Source organism: Janthinobacterium sp. ROICE36 (assembly GCF_002869965.1).
GTDB lineage: Bacteria > Pseudomonadota > Gammaproteobacteria > Burkholderiales > Burkholderiaceae_D > Janthinobacterium.
The window spans coordinates 14,513-30,849 of record NZ_PEBS01000031.1; the positions used below are offsets into that span (position 1 = coordinate 14,513).

Here is a 16,337-nt window from a genome sequence, read left to right on the forward strand (position 1 = left end):
TTTGGAAATATTATGGTCGTTATTCGTTTAGCTCGTGGAGGCGCCAAGAAGCGCCCGTTCTTCAACATCGTCGCTACTGATTCGCGCAATCGCCGCGACGGTCGCTTCATTGAGCGTATCGGTTTTTACAACCCGATGGCGCAAGGTGGCGAAGTTCCACTGCGTATCACCGCAGACCGTCTGGCCTACTGGCAAGGCGTTGGCGCACAATTGTCGCCAACCGTTGCTCGCCTGGTAGCCAGCAACAACAAAGCAGCAGCTTAATTAGATCACTGGTTTGACGGTCAAGACTGCATCCGGGGTGAAAGTCCCCGATGACCTGGTACAGGTAGGCTATGTCTCCGGTGCTTATGGCATTGCTGGCGGGGTCAGGATCACTCCTTTCTCCGACGACGCGGATGCATTATTAAGCGTCAATACCTGGTGGTTTGATAAACCGACCTTGCATGATGTTCAAGTCAGGCAAGCGAAGTTACACGGCGGCGACGTCGTGGCCCAGCTGGTGGGTGTGGTCGGGCGGGATGCCGCAGAAGCGCTGAAAGGCGTCTCTGTGCAAATTCCGCGTAGCCATTTCCCGACGCTGACGGCCGATGAATTTTATTGGTCCGATCTGATCGGACTGACAGTTGAGAATTTGCAAGGCGAGTGCCTCGGCACAGTGCACGACATGATGAGCAATGGTCCGCAGTCGATCTTGCGCGTTACGCCCGTCGCCACTGCCGATGAGACCGTTGAAAAGGCGCCTGAGCGCCTGATCCCGTTTGTTGCTCAGTTTGTCATCAATGTTGACAAGGCTGCCAGCAAGATCACGGTCGACTGGGGCCTCGATTATTAAACCGCCTGCGCTTTATATTGCGCCGGGCAAACTTTGCAGGATGGTGAACGATGCAATTTGATGTCGTGACCCTGTTCCCGGAAATGTTTGCCGCGCTGACGCAGTCGGGTGTGACCCGGCGCGCCTTCGAGCAGGGTAAATGTGGCTTGTCGCTGTGGAATCCCCGTGATTTCACGACCGACAATCACCGTACCGTGGATGACCGCCCGTATGGCGGCGGCCCCGGCATGGTGATGATGGCGCGTCCCCTCGAAGCGGCAATGAATGCCGCGAAGCAACGCCAGACCGCATTGGGACTGGCGGCGCCGCGCGTGGTGTTCATGTCGCCGCAAGGCCGTCCGCTGACGCACGAGCGCGTCACGCAGCTGAAAGCCGAGCCTGGTTTGGTGATCCTGTGTGGTCGCTACGAAGCCGTGGACCAGCGTTTGCTGGAGCGTTGCGTCGACGAAGAAATTAGTGTCGGTGACTTTGTCCTGTCGGGCGGTGAATTGCCTGCCATGGCGCTGATGGATGCGGTGATCCGCCTGTTGCCGGGTGTCTTGAACACCGAGGCATCGGCCATCGAGGATAGCTTCGTCAATGGCTTGCTCGATTCGCCGCACTACACGCGGCCGGAAACATATGAAGGCATGGCCGTGCCGCCCGTCTTGATGGGTGGTAATCATGCCGAGATCGTCAAGTGGCGCCGCCAGCGCATGCTGGAAGCGACCGCGACAAAGCGGCCTGACCTGCTGGTCAGTGCACGCGCAGCCGGCTTGCTCAGCAAGACCGACGAAAAATTCTTGGCCAGCCTGTAAGCCGTCTGCGGACGACCGGCAGGGTGGCCAGTAGTGCCGGGCATGTTGCCCAAATTGTGTTACCCATCCTCTACCGGGCGGATACTTGCTATCCACAGTGCGCCGGCATGATGGTTTTCGGAGTTATAAAATGGACTTGATTCAACAATTAGAGCAGGAAGAAATTGCTCGTCTGGGTAAAACCATTCCTGAATTCGCACCAGGCGATACCGTTATCGTCAGCGTCAACGTAGTCGAAGGCACGCGCAAGCGCGCCCAGGCTTACGAAGGCGTCGTTATCTCCCGTCGTAACCGTGGCCTGAACTCGAACTTCATCGTTCGCAAGATCTCGTCCGGCGAAGGCGTCGAGCGTACGTTCCAACTGTACTCGCCGCTGATCGCTTCGATCGAAGTGAAACGCCGTGGTGATGTTCGCCGCGCCAAGCTGTACTATCTGCGTGAGCGTTCGGGTAAATCGGCGCGTATCAAAGAAAAATTGCCAAATCGCCGCGTTGTGGCGAAAGCAAGCGCGTAATATCAGCGTCTGCGTTGGGAAAAGGGGTGCCGTATTGGTGCCCCTTTTTTTATTCTGAATTACTAATGGGACAAGCTGCCATGGCCACCATCGCATTTGATCCACAACAACTCGCCATCGATAGTATCGCCGGCGAGGCGGCGCTGGACGCCGTGCGCCTGACGCCCGACTGGCTGCGTCAGCGCCTGGCCGAACAGCCTGACTGGCAGCCAGAGATTACCCAGGATTTCCTTTCCGTCCGTGCCGTGCCCGTGCGCGCCGCCGTGCTCATTCCCCTGGTGCAACGCCCGCAAGGCTTGACCATCTTGCTGACCATGCGCACCAACCACCTGAGCAGCCATGCGGGTCAGGTCAGCTTTCCCGGCGGTCGCAGCGAAGCCTTCGATGCGTCGCCCATCGCCACGGCCTTGCGCGAAACGCAAGAAGAGGTGGGCCTGGCGCGCGAGCATATCGAAGTGCTGGGTTGCCTGCCCGACTACCTGACGGGCACCGGCTACCAGGTCACGCCCGTGGTGGGCCTGGTGACGCCGCCGTTCGAACTGCGTGCCGACCCGTCCGAAGTGGCGGAAATCTTTGAGGTGCCGCTGGCCTTCCTGATGGATGGCCTCAACCATCAGCGCCTGTCGGTAGAATTGCCCGGTGGACGGCGCTCGTTCTACGCCATGCCGTACGAGCGCTTCTACATTTGGGGCGCCACCGCCGGCATGCTGCGTAATCTGTTTCACCTCTTGCGCGCGTAAAATGGCGCCCCGCACGTAATAAGTTTGATTCCAGCACTGCACTGCGCTATCGTAGCGGGCATTGCGGTATTGCTGAAAAAGACAAAAAGGACGTTTGATGACATTTCTCTCCATACTTTGCGCATTGCTGATCGAGCAGCTCAAACCTTTGCGCGCGGACAATCCGATCTACGCCGAAATCAAGAGCCTGGCAATGCGCATGGAGACCTGGTTCAATGCCGGCCACGCCAACCATGGCCGCATGGGCTGGTTCCTCATGATCGGCGTGCTGATGCTGCCGACGGCAAGCGTGTACTGGCTCTTGCAGCATTATCAGCTGACCCTGCTGGCCTTTGCCTGGAACGTGCTCATCGTCTACCTGACCCTGGGTTTTCGCCATTACAGCCATTACTTCACTTCGATCCAGCTGGCCCTGAGCGCCGGTGACGAAGCGACCGCGCGCACCTTGCTGGCAGACTGGACCAAACTCGACACGGTGGGCATGGAAGCGAGCGAAATCGCCCGCATCGCCGTGGAAAAAGCCCTGATCACCACGCATCGCAATGTGTTTGGCGTCTTCTTCTGGTTCCTCATGCCGCTGGGCCCTGCCTGCGCCGTGATGTATCGCGTGGCCGAATACCTGGCACGCGCCTGGAACGAACCCGAACACATGCGTAATGAAGCTTTCGGCCAGTTTGCCGCGCGCGCCTTTTACTGGATCGACTGGATCCCCGTGCGCCTGACGGCCGTGGCGTTTGCCGTGGTCGGCAATTTCGAGGATGCCATTTACGCCTGGCGTAATTTCGCCCAGCGCTGGCAGGACGAGGCCATCGGCATCATCCTGACGGCTGGTGGCGGCGCCATGGGCGTACGCCTTGGCACGCCTGCGGAAACGGCGGCGCGCGTGCTGACGACGCCGGATCTGGCCGTCGATGACAGCGACAGCGAAAACGATATCTTGCCCGGCGAAGAGCCGGGCGCGCGCGCCTTGCAGAGCACAGTGGGCCTGGTATGGCGCGCCTTGCTGCTGTGGATGCTGCTGCTGCTGTTGATGTCGGGCGCCGTTTTCCTCGGCTGACGCGGGCGCACACGCGCTGTCCATGCGCCTTGCGCGTGGAACAAGGTTAAAATGGGGGCTGGCGCGTTACGCGTGCCGGCCCCTGTTTGCAGGGTTGGGGCAGATCGAGGTAGAACCCAAGTCTTCTATAAGATATAATACTGACTTACCGCAGCAAACGTAGTTGAATTACCAGCCCGGCTTACCCGCCGGGGCCATTCACGCAATCCAGTCCCGACAAGCCACATGGCCGAGTTATCTCAAAAAACAGGGGAACTCTCAGACGAGTTCTTCATCCTTGGTCTCACCAGCAATGGCAAGCAATTCCGACCCAGCGATTGGGCCGAGCGCCTTTGCGGAGTGATGTCCTGTTTCAATCCCGAAGGTGGCGGGCGCAATGCGCACCTCCAGTATTCGCCCTACGTGCGCCCGACCGTCGTCAATGGCGTCAAGTCGGTGGTGGTCAACACCAAGCTGCGCGAGATCGAGCCCATGGCGTTTCACTTCGTGCGCGAGTTCGCCAAGGATAACGACCTGCAGATCGTCGAAGCCTGCTTCCTGCCGCCCCCCGAAGAAAAGTAAGACCCGTTCATTTGATCTGGCGCAAAGCCCGCCACGGCCGGGCGGCGTAGCGTGGACACTCTGCCTCAAACGCAGTGGCGACATGCGTATCGGCGACATCTGTACCCTGCACACCATTCATCGCGTCGCGCTTTGCGGCCGGCGATGCTCACCGGCTCGGCGCCCCCATACAGAGTACCGTTGCGCTTCTCCGCCACAAATCACTGCCGCTCGCTACGGCTTTGTCAGGTGTTCCGCTCGCCCGGTATTGCGCAATTCCGGTCAAGTCACGGCTTGCTGAAAATGCTACAGTCGCTGCTCGTTCAAGGGGAAGCGTTCATGCATTATCTGGCCAAGGCACTCTGGTATATCGAATCGCATTTTGCCGACAATCTCTCGCTCGGCGATATCGCCCACGTGGGCGGCGCCTCGCCCTGCCACCTGACGCGCGCGTTTGGCCTGGCCACGGGCCACTCCGTGATGCGCTATGTGCGGGCGCGCCGGCTCAGCGAGGCCGCCCTCTTGCTGGCGCAGGGCGCGCAAGACATTCTCAGTGTTGCGCTGCAGGCTGGCTACAGTTCCCACGAAGCATTTACACGGGCGTTCCGCGACCAATTCCAGATCACGCCGGAAAGAGTGCGGGCCCAGCGCCACGTCGACAACCTCGCACTGGTGGGTGCCATCAAAATGGATGTGGCGCCCGGCGTGGCCCTGCAAGCACCGCGTTTCGAGCAGGGGCCCGCCTTGCTGCTGGCGGGCCTGGTCGAACGGTATCGCGCGGAAACGTCTGCCGGTATTCCCGCCCTCTGGCAGCGCTTCCTGCCCCATGTGGCGCCCGGCCAACTGGTGTATGGCGTGTGCTGCAACAATGACGAGGCGGGCAATTTCGATTACCTGTGCGGCATGCCCGTAAGCGATTTTTCCCAGGCCCCCGACGGCTGGACGCGGCTGCGCATCGCGCCGCAGCGCTATGCCGTGTTTCGTCACCGGGGCCATATTTCCACCATCCGCGCCACCTGGCACACGCTGTGGAACGCGTGGCTGCCGCAGTCCGGGCTGGAGGTGGCGGACGCGCCTGATTTTGAACGCTACGACCAGCATTTCGATCCCGCCAGCGGCATCGGCGGCGTGGAAATCTGGCTCCCCTTGAAAGCCTGAGCATGTTCCCAACCCTGACTACGCCGGCTGCCGGCGGCGCCGCGCTGCGCCAGCGCCTGCTGCAAACCGCCGCCGCGCTGGCGGCAGGCCTGCCCCTGTACTGGATGCTGGGGCCGCAGCCGCTGGGCTGGCTCGCCTGGTGCGCGCCGCTGCCTGTGCTATGGCTGGCCCTGCGCGCGTCGCGCCGCGATGCCGCCTGGATGACGTTCCTTGCCGCCATGTTGGGCCTGTCATCCAACGTTGCCTATTTTCGCCTGCTCATGCCCTTGCCGACTGTACTGGCCGTGATGCTCGTCAAGGCACTGCTGTGGTTGCTGGTGGTGCTGGCCACGCGGCGCCTCGTGCTGCGCTATCGCTCCGGCTGGACGGTACTGGTCTATCCCGTGCTGTGGGTGGCCATCGATACCCTGATGGCAGCCTTGCTGCCCGACGGTAACTGGGGCAGCCTCGCGTATTCGCAAGCCGATAACCTTGCTATATTGCAAGTGGCGGCGCTGGCGGGCGTGCCTGGCTTGCTGTTTTTGCTGTGCCTGTTGCCATCCGCACTGGCCTTGCTGCTGGCCGGCGGGCGCGCGTATGCGCCAGCGGCGGGCGCGACCGCGTTGTTGCTGGCGGCCGCGTTCGCCGGTGGCGCCTGGCGGGTGCAGGGAGCGCCTCCACCAGACGGGCCGCTGGCCGGGCTGGTTGCCATCGATGACTTTATCGGCCCGGCCACGCCGCCGGCGCGTGCGCAAGCCATCTGGAACCAGTACGCGCGCCACGTCGAGCAACTGGCCGGGCAGGGCGCCAGCCTGGTGCTGTTGCCGGAAAAGATAGCCGTGCTGGCGCCGGCACAGGCGGGTGCCGTGCGGCAGCGTTTCCAGGCGCTGGCGCGCAGCACGGGCGCGTGGATTACGCTGGGCATCGGTGTGCAAGACGCTGCCGGCCGACGCAACCTGGCCTGGTTGTTCGCGCCCGATGGCGCCGTGCCTGTCAGTTATCAGAAACATCATTTGGCGCCGCCCGAGCGCGATTTTCTTGCTGGCAGCGCCTATGCCGTGCAGCCGGTGTCGGGGCAGGCGATGGGGTTGGCCATCTGCAAGGACATGCATTTTGCCTCTCTGGGGCAGGCGTATGGGGCGGCCGGGGCGCAAACGATGTTGGTGCCGGCCTGGGATTTCCAGCTCGACGCCTGGATGGGCGCGCGCATGACGGTGGTGCGGGGCGTGGAAAACGGTTATGCCGTGCTGCGCGCGGCGCGTGAGGGCGTGCTGACGGCCAGCGACGCGTATGGGCGGGTGCTGGCGGAGCGGGCCAGCAGTGCCATGCCGGGCAACACCCTGCTGGCGCCGCTGCCGGCAGGCGCATCCGTCGCCACCTGGGCAGGATGGCTGGGGCCGCTGTTCGGCTGGCTGTGCGTGGCGCTGGGCGTGATTGTGCTGTGCCTGGGACGCCGCACCGCGCCTGCTCCCTGATGGGAAGTGTTGCGTTTTGCTGCAATGCGCAAAACCGCATTGCGCCGCTTTTTTATACTGTTTGAGAGGCTGCCACATAATCGCTGCCGATGACTGCACCATTGCCGTGCCTATATCGGCGCGATGCCGACCTATATATTGCACTGCAATAAGTGGTGTTATCTGGTATTGAGAAATTCGCGCACCTGGTATTAATTGGTACTTAATTCGGCCACGAAGTCATACATATCGCCGCGAAAGTAGGAGCGGCAAAATTCCACGGCGCGGCCATCGCGCAAAAAGCCCAGCCTTTCCACCGACAAGCCCGCGTCGCCTTCCTCCGCCTGCAGCAGGCTGGCCTGCTCGCCCGTCAGTAAAAGCGCGCTGAGGCGCTGCAAGGCGCGCACGGGCCGGTTGCCCGCCTGTTCCAGCGCGTCATACATGGAGATATCGACAGCGTCCAGCGCCGGCAGGCAACTGGCGACGATGGTGGCGTACTCCAGGCACATCGGCACCTCGTCCGCATAGCGGATGCGGTGAAAGCGGTACACGGGCGCGCCCGGCGACAGCCGCAGGCGCAAGGCCTCTTCCGGCGTGACAGTTCCCTCTGCGCGCTTGAGCCAGACACTGCGGGGCGTGCGCCCGCGCGCCCGCATGTCCTCGGAAAATGAGGTCAGCTTGGCGAAATTCTTCTCGATGCGCGTATTGATGAAATTGCCCGAGCCGGGCCGGCGCACCAGCAAGCCCTCGTTGACGAGGCCATCGATGGCCTTGCGCACGGTAATGCGCGAGACGGCCAGGTCGCTGGCCAGCTGGCGCTCGGCCGGCAGGGCTTCGTCGGGGCCGAGGATGCGCTTGTCGATTGCTTCGCGCAGCGCGCGCTGCAGTTGCTGGTACAGGGGCAGGCTACTCGTCTGCCCCAGGCCTTGCATGATGTGAGCCAGGGTTGTCATACGCTGAGGGTCTCCGTTACGGCGCGTTGCAGACGCGCTCTGTATCTGTTTTGTGTCGCTGGATAATACCAAAAAAGACCGTTATAAAACCAATTTGAATTATCAGGCCGGCAATTTATGCCTGGCCTCGCTGGTATTTACCCCGCTCGTACGGGCTACAGATTGATTCAGCTGAAGTGGTCTGTGTGATTCAAACAACGTTATAAAAAATAAGTTGCAACTGGTAGTGTTCTGGTATTGGATAGTAGTATATTGGCGTTGAATTGGTTTTGTAAGTGGTTGTGCCGAAGGGTCTGCAGCATGCCGGCGAGAGTGGGCGGGCTGGAAAGAAGACCTACGTTAAAAATGAAAAGGTTCCAATCGTGGAGCCTAAATCAAGGGGGAGTACATGAAACGCAATTTGACAGCTAGCTCTGCAGCACGAAATTTGACGCCTATCGCCGCTGCTGTGGCTATGTTGATGGCAGGCGCGAGTTTCTCGGCGTATGCGCAGGAAGCCGTGGCCAAAGAAGCCAAGCCGGCAGCAACGGCTGATGCTGACGCCGGTCAGACCGTCGTCGTGACGGGTATCCGTGCATCACTGGAACAATCCTTGAACCAAAAACGTAATTCCGACAGCCTGGTTGAAGTGATCACGGCGGAAGACGTGGGCAAGATGCCAGATAAGAACGTTGCTGATTCCCTGCAACGCTTGCCAGGCGTCAGCGTGGCCGCTGCCGGCGGCGGCGAAGGCAGTTTTGGCGAGAACGACCGTGTCGCCCTGCGCGGCACACCGTTCGGCCTGACCCTGACCACATTCAATGGCCATTCGGTTGGCAGCGGCGACTGGTTTGCCGACAACATCATCGGTGGCGGCCGCAGCGTCAGTTTCTCGCTATTCCCTTCGGAACTGATCGGCCGCGTGACGGTGCATAAAGGTTCGCAAGCCAACCTGCTGGAAGGCGGCGCCGAAGGCGTTGTCGATATCGAGAGCCGCAAGCCGCTCGACTTCAAGAAATCCTTGACGGGTCAGGTCAGCCTGGGCGCAGTCTATTCGTCCAACTCGGGAAAGAAAGATCCCCAGTTCAGCGGCATGATTAACTGGAAGAATGAAGCCAGTACGCTAGGTGTATTGGTGCAGGGTTTCCATCAGAAACGTACGCTGAGCCGCGTCGGCCAGGAAAATCAGATCTGGTACGACAAAGTTGAGCCAGGTTCGGCCATGGCCCAGGGCATTCCTGGTGCAGCTGGCGCCATGACCAACTATTTGGGTGGCACCGCCTGGTTTGAACAGCAGCGTACCCGCGATGGCGGCCTGATCGATATCCAGCTCAAGCCATCGAAGGACCTGATGCTGGACCTGACCCTGTTCCACTCGCAGCTCGACGCGCCTAACATCAACCACAACTTCATGCAATCGCTGGGTCGCGCAATCGGCAATACCTGGGCTTCGCCTGGCTATCCTGGAGCGAATGTCAGCGGTACCGTCAGCAATGGCGTCGTGACCAGCGTCAATACCACGATTCCCGCCAATTGCCCGACTTGCGCCACGATGTCCGGTTCGGTGCAGGAAATCTTTAGCCGTCCTGTCGCCAAGAGCAAGTCTGACTTCATTAATCTGGATGGTAAATATCGCGTCAACGACCGCCTGATGTTGACCGGTAAGCTCGGCACCACCAAAGGTGTCGGCGAAACCGTGAGTGGCGCGCTCGGTGTTTGGATGCCTTGGACTGGCGGCGGCTACGCCATGAACGGTGCAAACAATCCGATCAGATATAACATACCTGGCGCTGACAAGTTTTCGATCGGCGGCAATATCGATGATCCGTACACCTATGGCTCGCATGTGAAGGCCGTGGACAAGGAAACGTATGGCCAGGTCGATGCTACGCTGAAACTCGATTTGCCTGCCATTTCGTCCCTGCAGTTTGGCGTGCGCGTAGCACAGCACGAGCGCAAACTGGATGCGATCGGCATCAATTCGAATGTCGCAGGCAACACGGCTGCTGGCGCCCTGGGCAATCCAGCCAACCTGCCATTCGGCGGCCTGACCTCGTTCCCAAGTGGTTTTAACGACCTGGGCACGAATGGCGCGGGCTATTGGACGTTCTCGCAAGATGCCGTGAATGGCTGGCTGAGCAAGTATGCCAACTATTCCGGCAACCTGCGCCAGAATGAATTCAACATCAAGGAGCCGACCCAATCGGCCTATGCAATGTTGAATTTCGGTGCAGACAGCTTCTCGGGTAATATCGGCGTACGTTTTGTGCATACCAAGGAAGATGTCGACCGCTACGAATTGAATCCGTCGGCACAGTATGTCATCAAGAACTATACGAATACGTATAACGACTTCTTGCCTAGCGCTAACTTCCGCCTGGATGTGACAAAAGATGTCGTTGGCCGTTTCGGCATCAGCCGCACGATGGCGCGTCCTGAACTGGGCATGATGGCTGGCCTGGACTTGCGCGATCAGCAATTGTTCGGCATCGTCGGCAATCCTGACCTGCGTCCGATCCGTGCCAACAATGCTGAAATCGGCGTGGAATGGTATTTCGCTCCGAAGTCGATGCTGTCGGCTGGTGCTTTCTACTCGGCACTGGATGGTTATGTGACGTATGGTAGTGGCAAAGCAACGTTCTTCAATCAGTTGCAAGGTAAAAACACCGAGTACGTGATAGGCACCCCGATCAACACGACGGCTGAAGTCAAAGGTGTGGAACTGGCCTACGTGCAAGCGCTGCCAGCTGGCTTTGGTGTCAATGCCAACTATACCTATACGGATGGCAAGGAAACCGGCAAAGCAGCAGGTTCGGCTTGCGGCGCCTTGGTCAGCCCGGATTGCACGCTGATCGGTACGTCGAAAAATGCATACAACGTTGGCGGTTTCTTTGAAAACGACAAGTTCAGCGCGCGTTTGACGTACAACTTCCGTTCGGGTTACCTGAACGGTACCAGCCGTAACAGTGCGGCCTTCCAGTCGTCGATCGGTAGCCTGTCGGCATCGATTGCCTATCAGTTGACCGAAAACCTGGCAATCACGCTCGATGGCAAGGACTTGAACAATCCGACTGTGCGTTCCGTCATCCATACTCCGGGTGCCGGCGATATGCCAGGCGCGCTGTACAAGAACGGCCGTCAGATCTACCTGGCGCTGCAAGGCAAGATGTAAGATGTTTTATGTAGTGGATGCCTGCCGGCGGACACCCGGCATGGCATGACAATGGCGGAGCGCAACTGGCTCCGCCATTTTTTTATTGCAAGATGGTTTTCTTTATATTGTGGGATACCTCCGATGACATTACATGCAATGCTGGCTTGCTTCGCCTGCGCGTTGCCACTGGCCGCTTCCGCCGCTCCGGCCTTCGCGCCGGAAGTGGTGGCTTATTATCCCGGCTGGAAATCGGCCGATTTTCCCGTTAACGGGCACAATATTCGCACCGGTAATGTCAGCCTGATCCAGTACGCGTTCGCCGACATCTGCTGGGATGGCGAACATGGCAATCCCGCACCCGAGGGCGGCGGCGTAAGCGCCTGCCTGGATGCGCAGGGCCAGCCGTCTCGGCCGGCCAATGGCAGCATCGTGCTGCCGGAGCCGCAAGCCGATGCCGACAACTTGCGCAAGCTCAATGCGCTCAAGCAAAGTCATCCACGGCTACGCGTCCTGCTGTCGGTGGGCGGCTGGATCTGGTCGAACCGCTTTTCGGACATGGCAGCCACGCCGGCCGCGCGCCAGGCATTCATCGCTTCCGCGCTGGAACTGGTGCGCCGGCATGGCCTCGATGGCATCGATATCGACTGGGAACATCCGGCGAGTGGGGGAATCCCCTGCATCGAAGGCAAGGTCTGCCACCGAGGCGACGACAAGGAAAATTATGTGCGCCTGGCTAGCGAGCTGCGTAGCGCCTTCGACCAGGCGGGCAAGCAGGCGGCCGGCCGCCAATACCTGATCACCATCGCCGCCGGTGCACACGCCAGCCTGAGCGACGACAGCGACACCGCGCCCGGCTGGATGGCCCGCCTGGCGGCGCAGCTGGACTGGATCAACCTGATGACGTATGACTATCGCGGCGTGTGGGATGCCGAGAATGGCCAGTTGGCGCCCCTGTATGCCGATCCCGCCGACCCGCAGCGTGAAAAGCAGCTATATGTGGACGCCACTGTGACGCGCTTCCTGCGCGCCGGCGTGCCTGCCGCCAAGCTGGTGCTGGGCGTGCCCTTCTATGGCTATGGCTGGAGGCAGTGCGCCGCCGGTCCCCGCGGCGATGGTCTGTACCAGCCTTGCCAGGGCGCGGCCAGCGGCAATGACGGTACGCCGACCTTCACTTACCGGCATCTGCTGGAGCAAGGTTATCTGGTCGACGGCAAGGGCGCGCGCGGCTTCCAGCGCCATTGGAACGCCGCGTCGCAAGTACCGTATCTGTACAACCGCGACAGCGGCGTCTTCATCAGCTATGAAGATGCGCAGTCGCTGGCCCATAAAGTGCGCTATATCCGTGACAAGGGTTTGCGCGGTGGCATGTTCTGGGAATTGAGCGGCGATGCGCAGCAGGTGCTGGGCACTGCCCTGGCGCCTGTCTTGCAGGGGGCGCAGCCATGAACCAGCGCTACCTCGCCCTCGACGTCCTGCGCGGCCTGACCGTGGCCCTGATGATCGTCGTCAATACGCCCGGCGACTGGGGCAGCGTGTATGCGCCCCTCCTGCATGCTGAATGGCATGGCTTTACGCTGACGGACCTGGTGTTTCCCAGCTTTTTGTTTGTCGTCGGCAATGCGCTGGCCTTTGCGCTGGGCAAGTATGAAAACCTGGGCCATGGCGCCGTGCTGGCCAAGCTGTGCAAGCGCAGCGCGCTGATCTTTTTATTGGGCTTCTTGCTGTACTGGTTCCCCTTCTTCAAGCTCGACGATGCGGGCCAGTTCGCCTGGTCGCCCCTGTCGCACACGCGCATTCCCGGCGTGCTGCAGCGCATCGCCGTATGCTACCTGGCCGCCGCCCTGATCTTGCATTACTGGAAGACAAGGGGCGCGCTGGTGTTTTGCGCCTGCGCCTTGCTCGGCTACTGGGCCATCCTGGCGACCTGGGGCGATTACAGCTTGCACGGCAATGCGCCGGCCAAGCTGGATTTGTTCCTGTTGGGCGATAGCCATTTGTACCACGGCGAAGGCCTCGCCTTCGATCCGGAGGGTATCCTCGGCACCTTGCCAGCTATCGTCAACGTGATTGCCGGCTACGTGGCGGGCAGTTTCCTGCGCCAGGCGGTACCGGCGCAACTGCGCTACAGCCTGGTTCAGCTGGCCGTGGGCGGCGTCATCTGCGTGGCCGTGGCCCTGTGCTGGAACGAAGTGTTTCCGATCAACAAGAAGCTGTGGACCAGCTCTTACGTGATGCTGGGCATCGGCCTGGATTTGCTGCTGCTGGCGCTGCTGATGTTCCTCATCGACGTGCGCAAGATCACGGGCTGGATGTATTTTTTTGAGGTTTTCGGCAAGAACACCCTGTTCATCTACCTGGTGTCGGAAGTGCTGGTGATCATCGCGTTTACCGTGCGCATCGGCGGCGGCAATCTGTACCAGTGGCTGTACCAGCAATGGTTTACAGGCTGGGCGCCGGCGCGGATGGGATCCTTGCTGTTTGCCGTCAGCTTCATGCTGTTGTGCTGGCTGATCGCCTACGCCATGGACAAGCGCAAGATCTACATCAAGGTCTAAAACTTCAGCTTCAGGCCGTAACGGGTGGCCAGCGCGGTGAACAGCAGCATCAGGGCGGTGACGGCGGCGGCATTCCACAGGCCGGCCGCGCCACCCGTTTCCAGGTAGGGCCACCAGAAGCGCGGCAGGTGCAGCACGGCCGCCAGCTGCTGCCACAGGTCGGGCACGATGTAGGCGAACAGGGCATTGGTACCTGCGGGCAATAACACCAGCGCCCAGGCGCGCCAGCGCCACACGTCGATGACGACATAAAACACCAGGAACAGGGCCAGGATGATGGCGCTGCACACCAGGGTATACGATTCCGTCGCCGCAATCTTGTTGATATGGTGATACGGCCGCAGCAGCAGGCCGGCCGCCAGCAGGCCCAGCGCGAACCACGCCATGAAGCGGATGCGCTGCCCATGGCTCAACGCGGCGCCGCGCAGGAAGAGCTGGCCCACCAGGGTGCCGGCCAGCACATTGGCCGCCGTCGAGCCCAGCACTTGCGGCACGTTGACGATGGCGTTCACGCCAGCCGGCAGGAAATCCAGGCTGCCCGCCACACCACCCATGTACAGCGCGATCAGCAGGGAAAACACGCCCATCAGCGCCGTGCCGCTGCCCCGGCACGCCAGGTACAGCAGGCTGCACAGCAGGTAGGACCAGCCTATCATGCCGAGGATGCCCCACCACGACGGTTGCAGCCAGGTGCTGGAAAACTCGTTGTTCAGTTCACCACGGAAGGTCGCCAACAGGAACAGCATCAGGAGGCCGCCGGCAAGCAGCTCCAGCTTGCCCGCGCCCTGGCGCCACAGCAGTATCATGGCCATATAAAACAGCAGGAAATAGACGGCTTGCGGCAGCAGTGCCGCCTGCGCATCGTAGCGGTAGGCATTCGCCAGCACCACGCCGGCCAGCATCAGGCTGGCGGAGCGCCATAGCAGGCGCCCCAGCAAGGCTGGCGTGACATGGCCGCAATGGCGCTGCAAGGCCAGCGGAATGGCCATGCCCACCATGAACAGAAAGCCGGGAAAGACCAGGTCGGGCAGGGTGATGCCGTCGGCGCGCGGTCCCGCATGTTCGAGCCACCAGGCAATGCCGGGCATGCCGGCCAGATAGTTGACCCAGATCATGATGACGATCACGCAGCCGCGAAAGGCATCCAGGCTGGTCAATCGTTCAGGTACAGGTTCGGGGGCAGTGGCTGGCGGCATGGAAGGATGAAAAAGGTCGAAAAAAAAGCAGCCCCGGCGTGAGCCGGGAACTGCCTTGCGCATGTTGCGGGGAGCAGGAATTACTGTGCCGCTGCTGCCGGTGCCGCCGCTGCCGTGGCAGGACGGTTCAGCCACAGTACCCAGTAGCGGGCCAGATCGCTCACGCCATCGCTGCCCTTGACCGTTTCCAGGACCTTGATGGCGTCATCTTTCTTGCCAGCCATGGCGTAGGAATAGCCGAGGCGCAGCTTGGCATCTTCCGGACGCTTCAGGCCGCCCTTGGCGATGCCTTTCTGGATCAGGTCGATACCTTTGTCGAACTGGTCCATCGTCACGAAGGCGTAGCCCAGGTTGGTCAAGCCCGTGCCATCCTTGCTCTTCATGGCCGAGGCTTCGCCGCTGGCGATGCTTTTCGCATCGTCGGCAGCAGCCTTGTTGGCCTGGTCGCGTAGTTTCTTGTGCTTGGCGGCATTCGCGCCCGTGCCCAGCACGCCTTTGGCAAAGCCCGCGTCGAGGACTTTTTTCGCTTCTGTCGGGAAGGCGTTCTGCAGGGCAATTTCAGCCATGTCGCTGTAATCTTGCGGCGGCATGGTGCCCACGGCCTTGAATTGCAGGCGCAGCACGTCCAGCGCAAAACGGTCGGAATAGCCGGCCTTGCCTTGCGTGCGGCTCAGCAAATCGCTCCAGTAATCATCCGAAGGGTAGTAGCGCACCAGGTTTTCCATGGCGACCAGGTAGGTGGCCGGATCCTTGCTTTTCGAGCCCGTATTGGCCAGCAATTGCAGTTCTTCGATGGTCGGCGTCTTGCCCGCTTGCTGCTTGGCCGTCAGGTCGGCCATCAGTTCCTGTTTTGCGCGCACAAAATCATTGCTGAAGTAATAGGCGCGGATGATGTAGGGGCGCACGGTGGCCACGTCGCCCGTTTCCGTTTGGTAACGGGTGAACCATTTGATGGCGTTCGGGTAATCCTTGGCGTTGTAGTGGTAGTTGGCCAGGGCCTGGATGAAATCGCCCTGGGCTTTTTTGTCCAGCTTGCCCGATTCGATCACCGCTTCCAGCGCCGTCATGGCCATAGTTGCATTGTTGGTGGTGGAGGCCAGCGCCACGCGCAGGCGGTTCAGCACGAACAATTCGTACGGCGTCAGGGCGGGAATGGCGGCAGCCTGGTCGATGCGGCTTTGCACGTCGGCATAGTTTTTCGCATCCATCGAGGCCTTCACGGCGGTCGGATCGAGCAGTTTGAATACTTCAGGACGCACCGTGTCTGCGGGCACGGCGGCGGGCGCACCGGCGGCAGCGGCTGGCTTGGCATCCTGCGCGTGCGACAGGGCCGGGAGGACGTTCAGGCCGATGGCGGCCAGGATCAGGCTGAGACGGGCAAGACGGAATTGGGACATTGGTTATCCTTCAATCAATAACAAAAATA

General features: G+C 60.8%; 15 protein-coding genes. 12 read left to right on the forward strand and 3 right to left on the reverse strand.

Going from position 1 to position 16,337, the window contains the following annotated elements:
* The first annotated feature begins 12 nt into the window (after positions 1 to 12).
* The 9 genes from rpsP (at position 13) to CSZ94_RS14145 (ending at position 7,095) form a co-directional block, all read left to right on the forward strand.
* Positions 13 to 264: a 30S ribosomal protein S16 gene (gene rpsP / locus CSZ94_RS14105; RefSeq protein ID WP_010395524.1), complete on the forward strand. Its 252-nt coding sequence runs from the start codon at positions 13 to 15 to the stop codon at positions 262 to 264.
* Positions 265 to 277: 13 nt separating this feature from the next.
* The gene (gene rimM / locus CSZ94_RS14110) at positions 278 to 835 is read left to right on the forward strand and encodes a ribosome maturation factor RimM (RefSeq protein WP_102122080.1); all 558 of its coding nucleotides are present in this window, start codon (positions 278 to 280) and stop codon (positions 833 to 835) included.
* Positions 836 to 885: 50 nt separating this feature from the next.
* A complete protein-coding gene (trmD, locus tag CSZ94_RS14115) occupies positions 886 to 1,632 on the forward strand; it encodes a tRNA (guanosine(37)-N1)-methyltransferase TrmD (protein WP_102122081.1) in 747 nt (248 codons plus the stop codon).
* Positions 1,633 to 1,762: 130 nt separating this feature from the next.
* Positions 1,763 to 2,146 carry a 50S ribosomal protein L19 gene (gene rplS / locus CSZ94_RS14120; protein ID WP_010395528.1) on the forward strand — a complete coding sequence of 128 codons (384 nt, stop codon included), beginning with the start codon at positions 1,763 to 1,765 and terminating at the stop codon, positions 2,144 to 2,146.
* 80 nt (positions 2,147 to 2,226) lie between these two features.
* Positions 2,227 to 2,886, forward strand: a complete 660-nt coding sequence (locus tag CSZ94_RS14125) for a CoA pyrophosphatase (protein ID WP_102122115.1) — start codon at positions 2,227 to 2,229, stop codon at positions 2,884 to 2,886.
* Between the two features lie 97 nt (positions 2,887 to 2,983).
* A complete protein-coding gene (locus CSZ94_RS14130) occupies positions 2,984 to 3,943 on the forward strand; it encodes a CobD/CbiB family protein (RefSeq protein WP_102122082.1) in 960 nt (319 codons plus the stop codon).
* A 225-nt stretch (positions 3,944 to 4,168) separates the two neighbouring features.
* A complete protein-coding gene (locus tag CSZ94_RS14135; RefSeq protein WP_029496213.1) occupies positions 4,169 to 4,504 on the forward strand; it encodes a DUF3579 domain-containing protein in 336 nt (111 codons plus the stop codon).
* A gap of 318 nt (positions 4,505 to 4,822) precedes the next feature.
* Complete coding sequence (locus CSZ94_RS14140) at positions 4,823 to 5,641, forward strand: AraC family transcriptional regulator (protein WP_102122116.1); 819 nt, start codon at positions 4,823 to 4,825, stop codon at positions 5,639 to 5,641.
* Positions 5,642 to 5,643: 2 nt separating this feature from the next.
* The gene (locus tag CSZ94_RS14145) at positions 5,644 to 7,095 is read left to right on the forward strand and encodes a carbon-nitrogen hydrolase family protein (protein WP_102122083.1); all 1,452 of its coding nucleotides are present in this window, start codon (positions 5,644 to 5,646) and stop codon (positions 7,093 to 7,095) included.
* Positions 7,096 to 7,286: 191 nt separating this feature from the next.
* Here the strand turns inward: CSZ94_RS14145 and CSZ94_RS14150 are convergent, their stop codons facing one another.
* Positions 7,287 to 8,027, reverse strand: a complete 741-nt coding sequence (locus CSZ94_RS14150; protein ID WP_046685321.1) for a GntR family transcriptional regulator — start codon at positions 8,025 to 8,027, stop codon at positions 7,287 to 7,289.
* 460 nt (positions 8,028 to 8,487) lie between these two features.
* Between CSZ94_RS14150 and CSZ94_RS14155 the strand changes: the two genes are divergently transcribed.
* The 3 genes from CSZ94_RS14155 to CSZ94_RS14165 all read left to right on the forward strand — a co-directional run bounded on the left by CSZ94_RS14155 (position 8,488) and on the right by CSZ94_RS14165 (position 13,715).
* Positions 8,488 to 11,178 (forward strand): TonB-dependent receptor, encoded by a 2,691-nt coding sequence (locus CSZ94_RS14155; RefSeq protein ID WP_180977478.1) that lies wholly within the window; start codon positions 8,488 to 8,490, stop codon positions 11,176 to 11,178.
* A 123-nt stretch (positions 11,179 to 11,301) separates the two neighbouring features.
* The gene (locus CSZ94_RS14160) at positions 11,302 to 12,606 is read left to right on the forward strand and encodes a glycoside hydrolase family 18 protein (protein ID WP_102122085.1); all 1,305 of its coding nucleotides are present in this window, start codon (positions 11,302 to 11,304) and stop codon (positions 12,604 to 12,606) included.
* A complete protein-coding gene (locus tag CSZ94_RS14165; protein WP_102122086.1) occupies positions 12,603 to 13,715 on the forward strand; it encodes an acyltransferase family protein in 1,113 nt (370 codons plus the stop codon). The genes CSZ94_RS14160 and CSZ94_RS14165 overlap by 4 nt, the downstream gene beginning before the upstream one ends.
* Here CSZ94_RS14165 and CSZ94_RS14170 read toward each other — a convergent pair.
* Positions 13,712 to 14,911 carry a DUF5009 domain-containing protein gene (locus CSZ94_RS14170; protein ID WP_180977479.1) on the reverse strand — a complete coding sequence of 400 codons (1,200 nt, stop codon included), beginning with the start codon at positions 14,909 to 14,911 and terminating at the stop codon, positions 13,712 to 13,714. The genes CSZ94_RS14165 and CSZ94_RS14170 overlap by 4 nt on opposite strands.
* Before the next feature lie 80 nt (positions 14,912 to 14,991).
* Positions 14,992 to 16,308, reverse strand: a complete 1,317-nt coding sequence (locus CSZ94_RS14175) for a hypothetical protein (protein ID WP_102122088.1) — start codon at positions 16,306 to 16,308, stop codon at positions 14,992 to 14,994.
* Between the last annotated feature and the right edge of the window lie 29 nt (positions 16,309 to 16,337).

Coding starts and splice junctions, on each gene's coding strand:
- rpsP (WP_010395524.1), top strand. CDS start 13: ATGGTCGTTATTCGTTTAGCTCGTGGAGGCGCCAAGAAGCGCCCGTTC.
- trmD (WP_102122081.1), top strand. CDS start 886: ATGCAATTTGATGTCGTGACCCTGTTCCCGGAAATGTTTGCCGCGCTG.
- rplS (WP_010395528.1), top strand. CDS start 1,763: ATGGACTTGATTCAACAATTAGAGCAGGAAGAAATTGCTCGTCTGGGT.
- CSZ94_RS14125 (WP_102122115.1), top strand. CDS start 2,227: ATGGCCACCATCGCATTTGATCCACAACAACTCGCCATCGATAGTATC.
- CSZ94_RS14130 (WP_102122082.1), top strand. CDS start 2,984: ATGACATTTCTCTCCATACTTTGCGCATTGCTGATCGAGCAGCTCAAA.
- CSZ94_RS14135 (WP_029496213.1), top strand. CDS start 4,169: ATGGCCGAGTTATCTCAAAAAACAGGGGAACTCTCAGACGAGTTCTTC.
- CSZ94_RS14140 (WP_102122116.1), top strand. CDS start 4,823: ATGCATTATCTGGCCAAGGCACTCTGGTATATCGAATCGCATTTTGCC.
- CSZ94_RS14145 (WP_102122083.1), top strand. CDS start 5,644: ATGTTCCCAACCCTGACTACGCCGGCTGCCGGCGGCGCCGCGCTGCGC.
- CSZ94_RS14150 (WP_046685321.1), bottom strand. CDS start 8,027: ATGACAACCCTGGCTCACATCATGCAAGGCCTGGGGCAGACGAGTAGC.
- CSZ94_RS14155 (WP_180977478.1), top strand. CDS start 8,488: ATGGCAGGCGCGAGTTTCTCGGCGTATGCGCAGGAAGCCGTGGCCAAA.
- CSZ94_RS14160 (WP_102122085.1), top strand. CDS start 11,302: ATGACATTACATGCAATGCTGGCTTGCTTCGCCTGCGCGTTGCCACTG.
- CSZ94_RS14165 (WP_102122086.1), top strand. CDS start 12,603: ATGAACCAGCGCTACCTCGCCCTCGACGTCCTGCGCGGCCTGACCGTG.
- CSZ94_RS14170 (WP_180977479.1), bottom strand. CDS start 14,911: ATGCCGCCAGCCACTGCCCCCGAACCTGTACCTGAACGATTGACCAGC.
- CSZ94_RS14175 (WP_102122088.1), bottom strand. CDS start 16,308: ATGTCCCAATTCCGTCTTGCCCGTCTCAGCCTGATCCTGGCCGCCATC.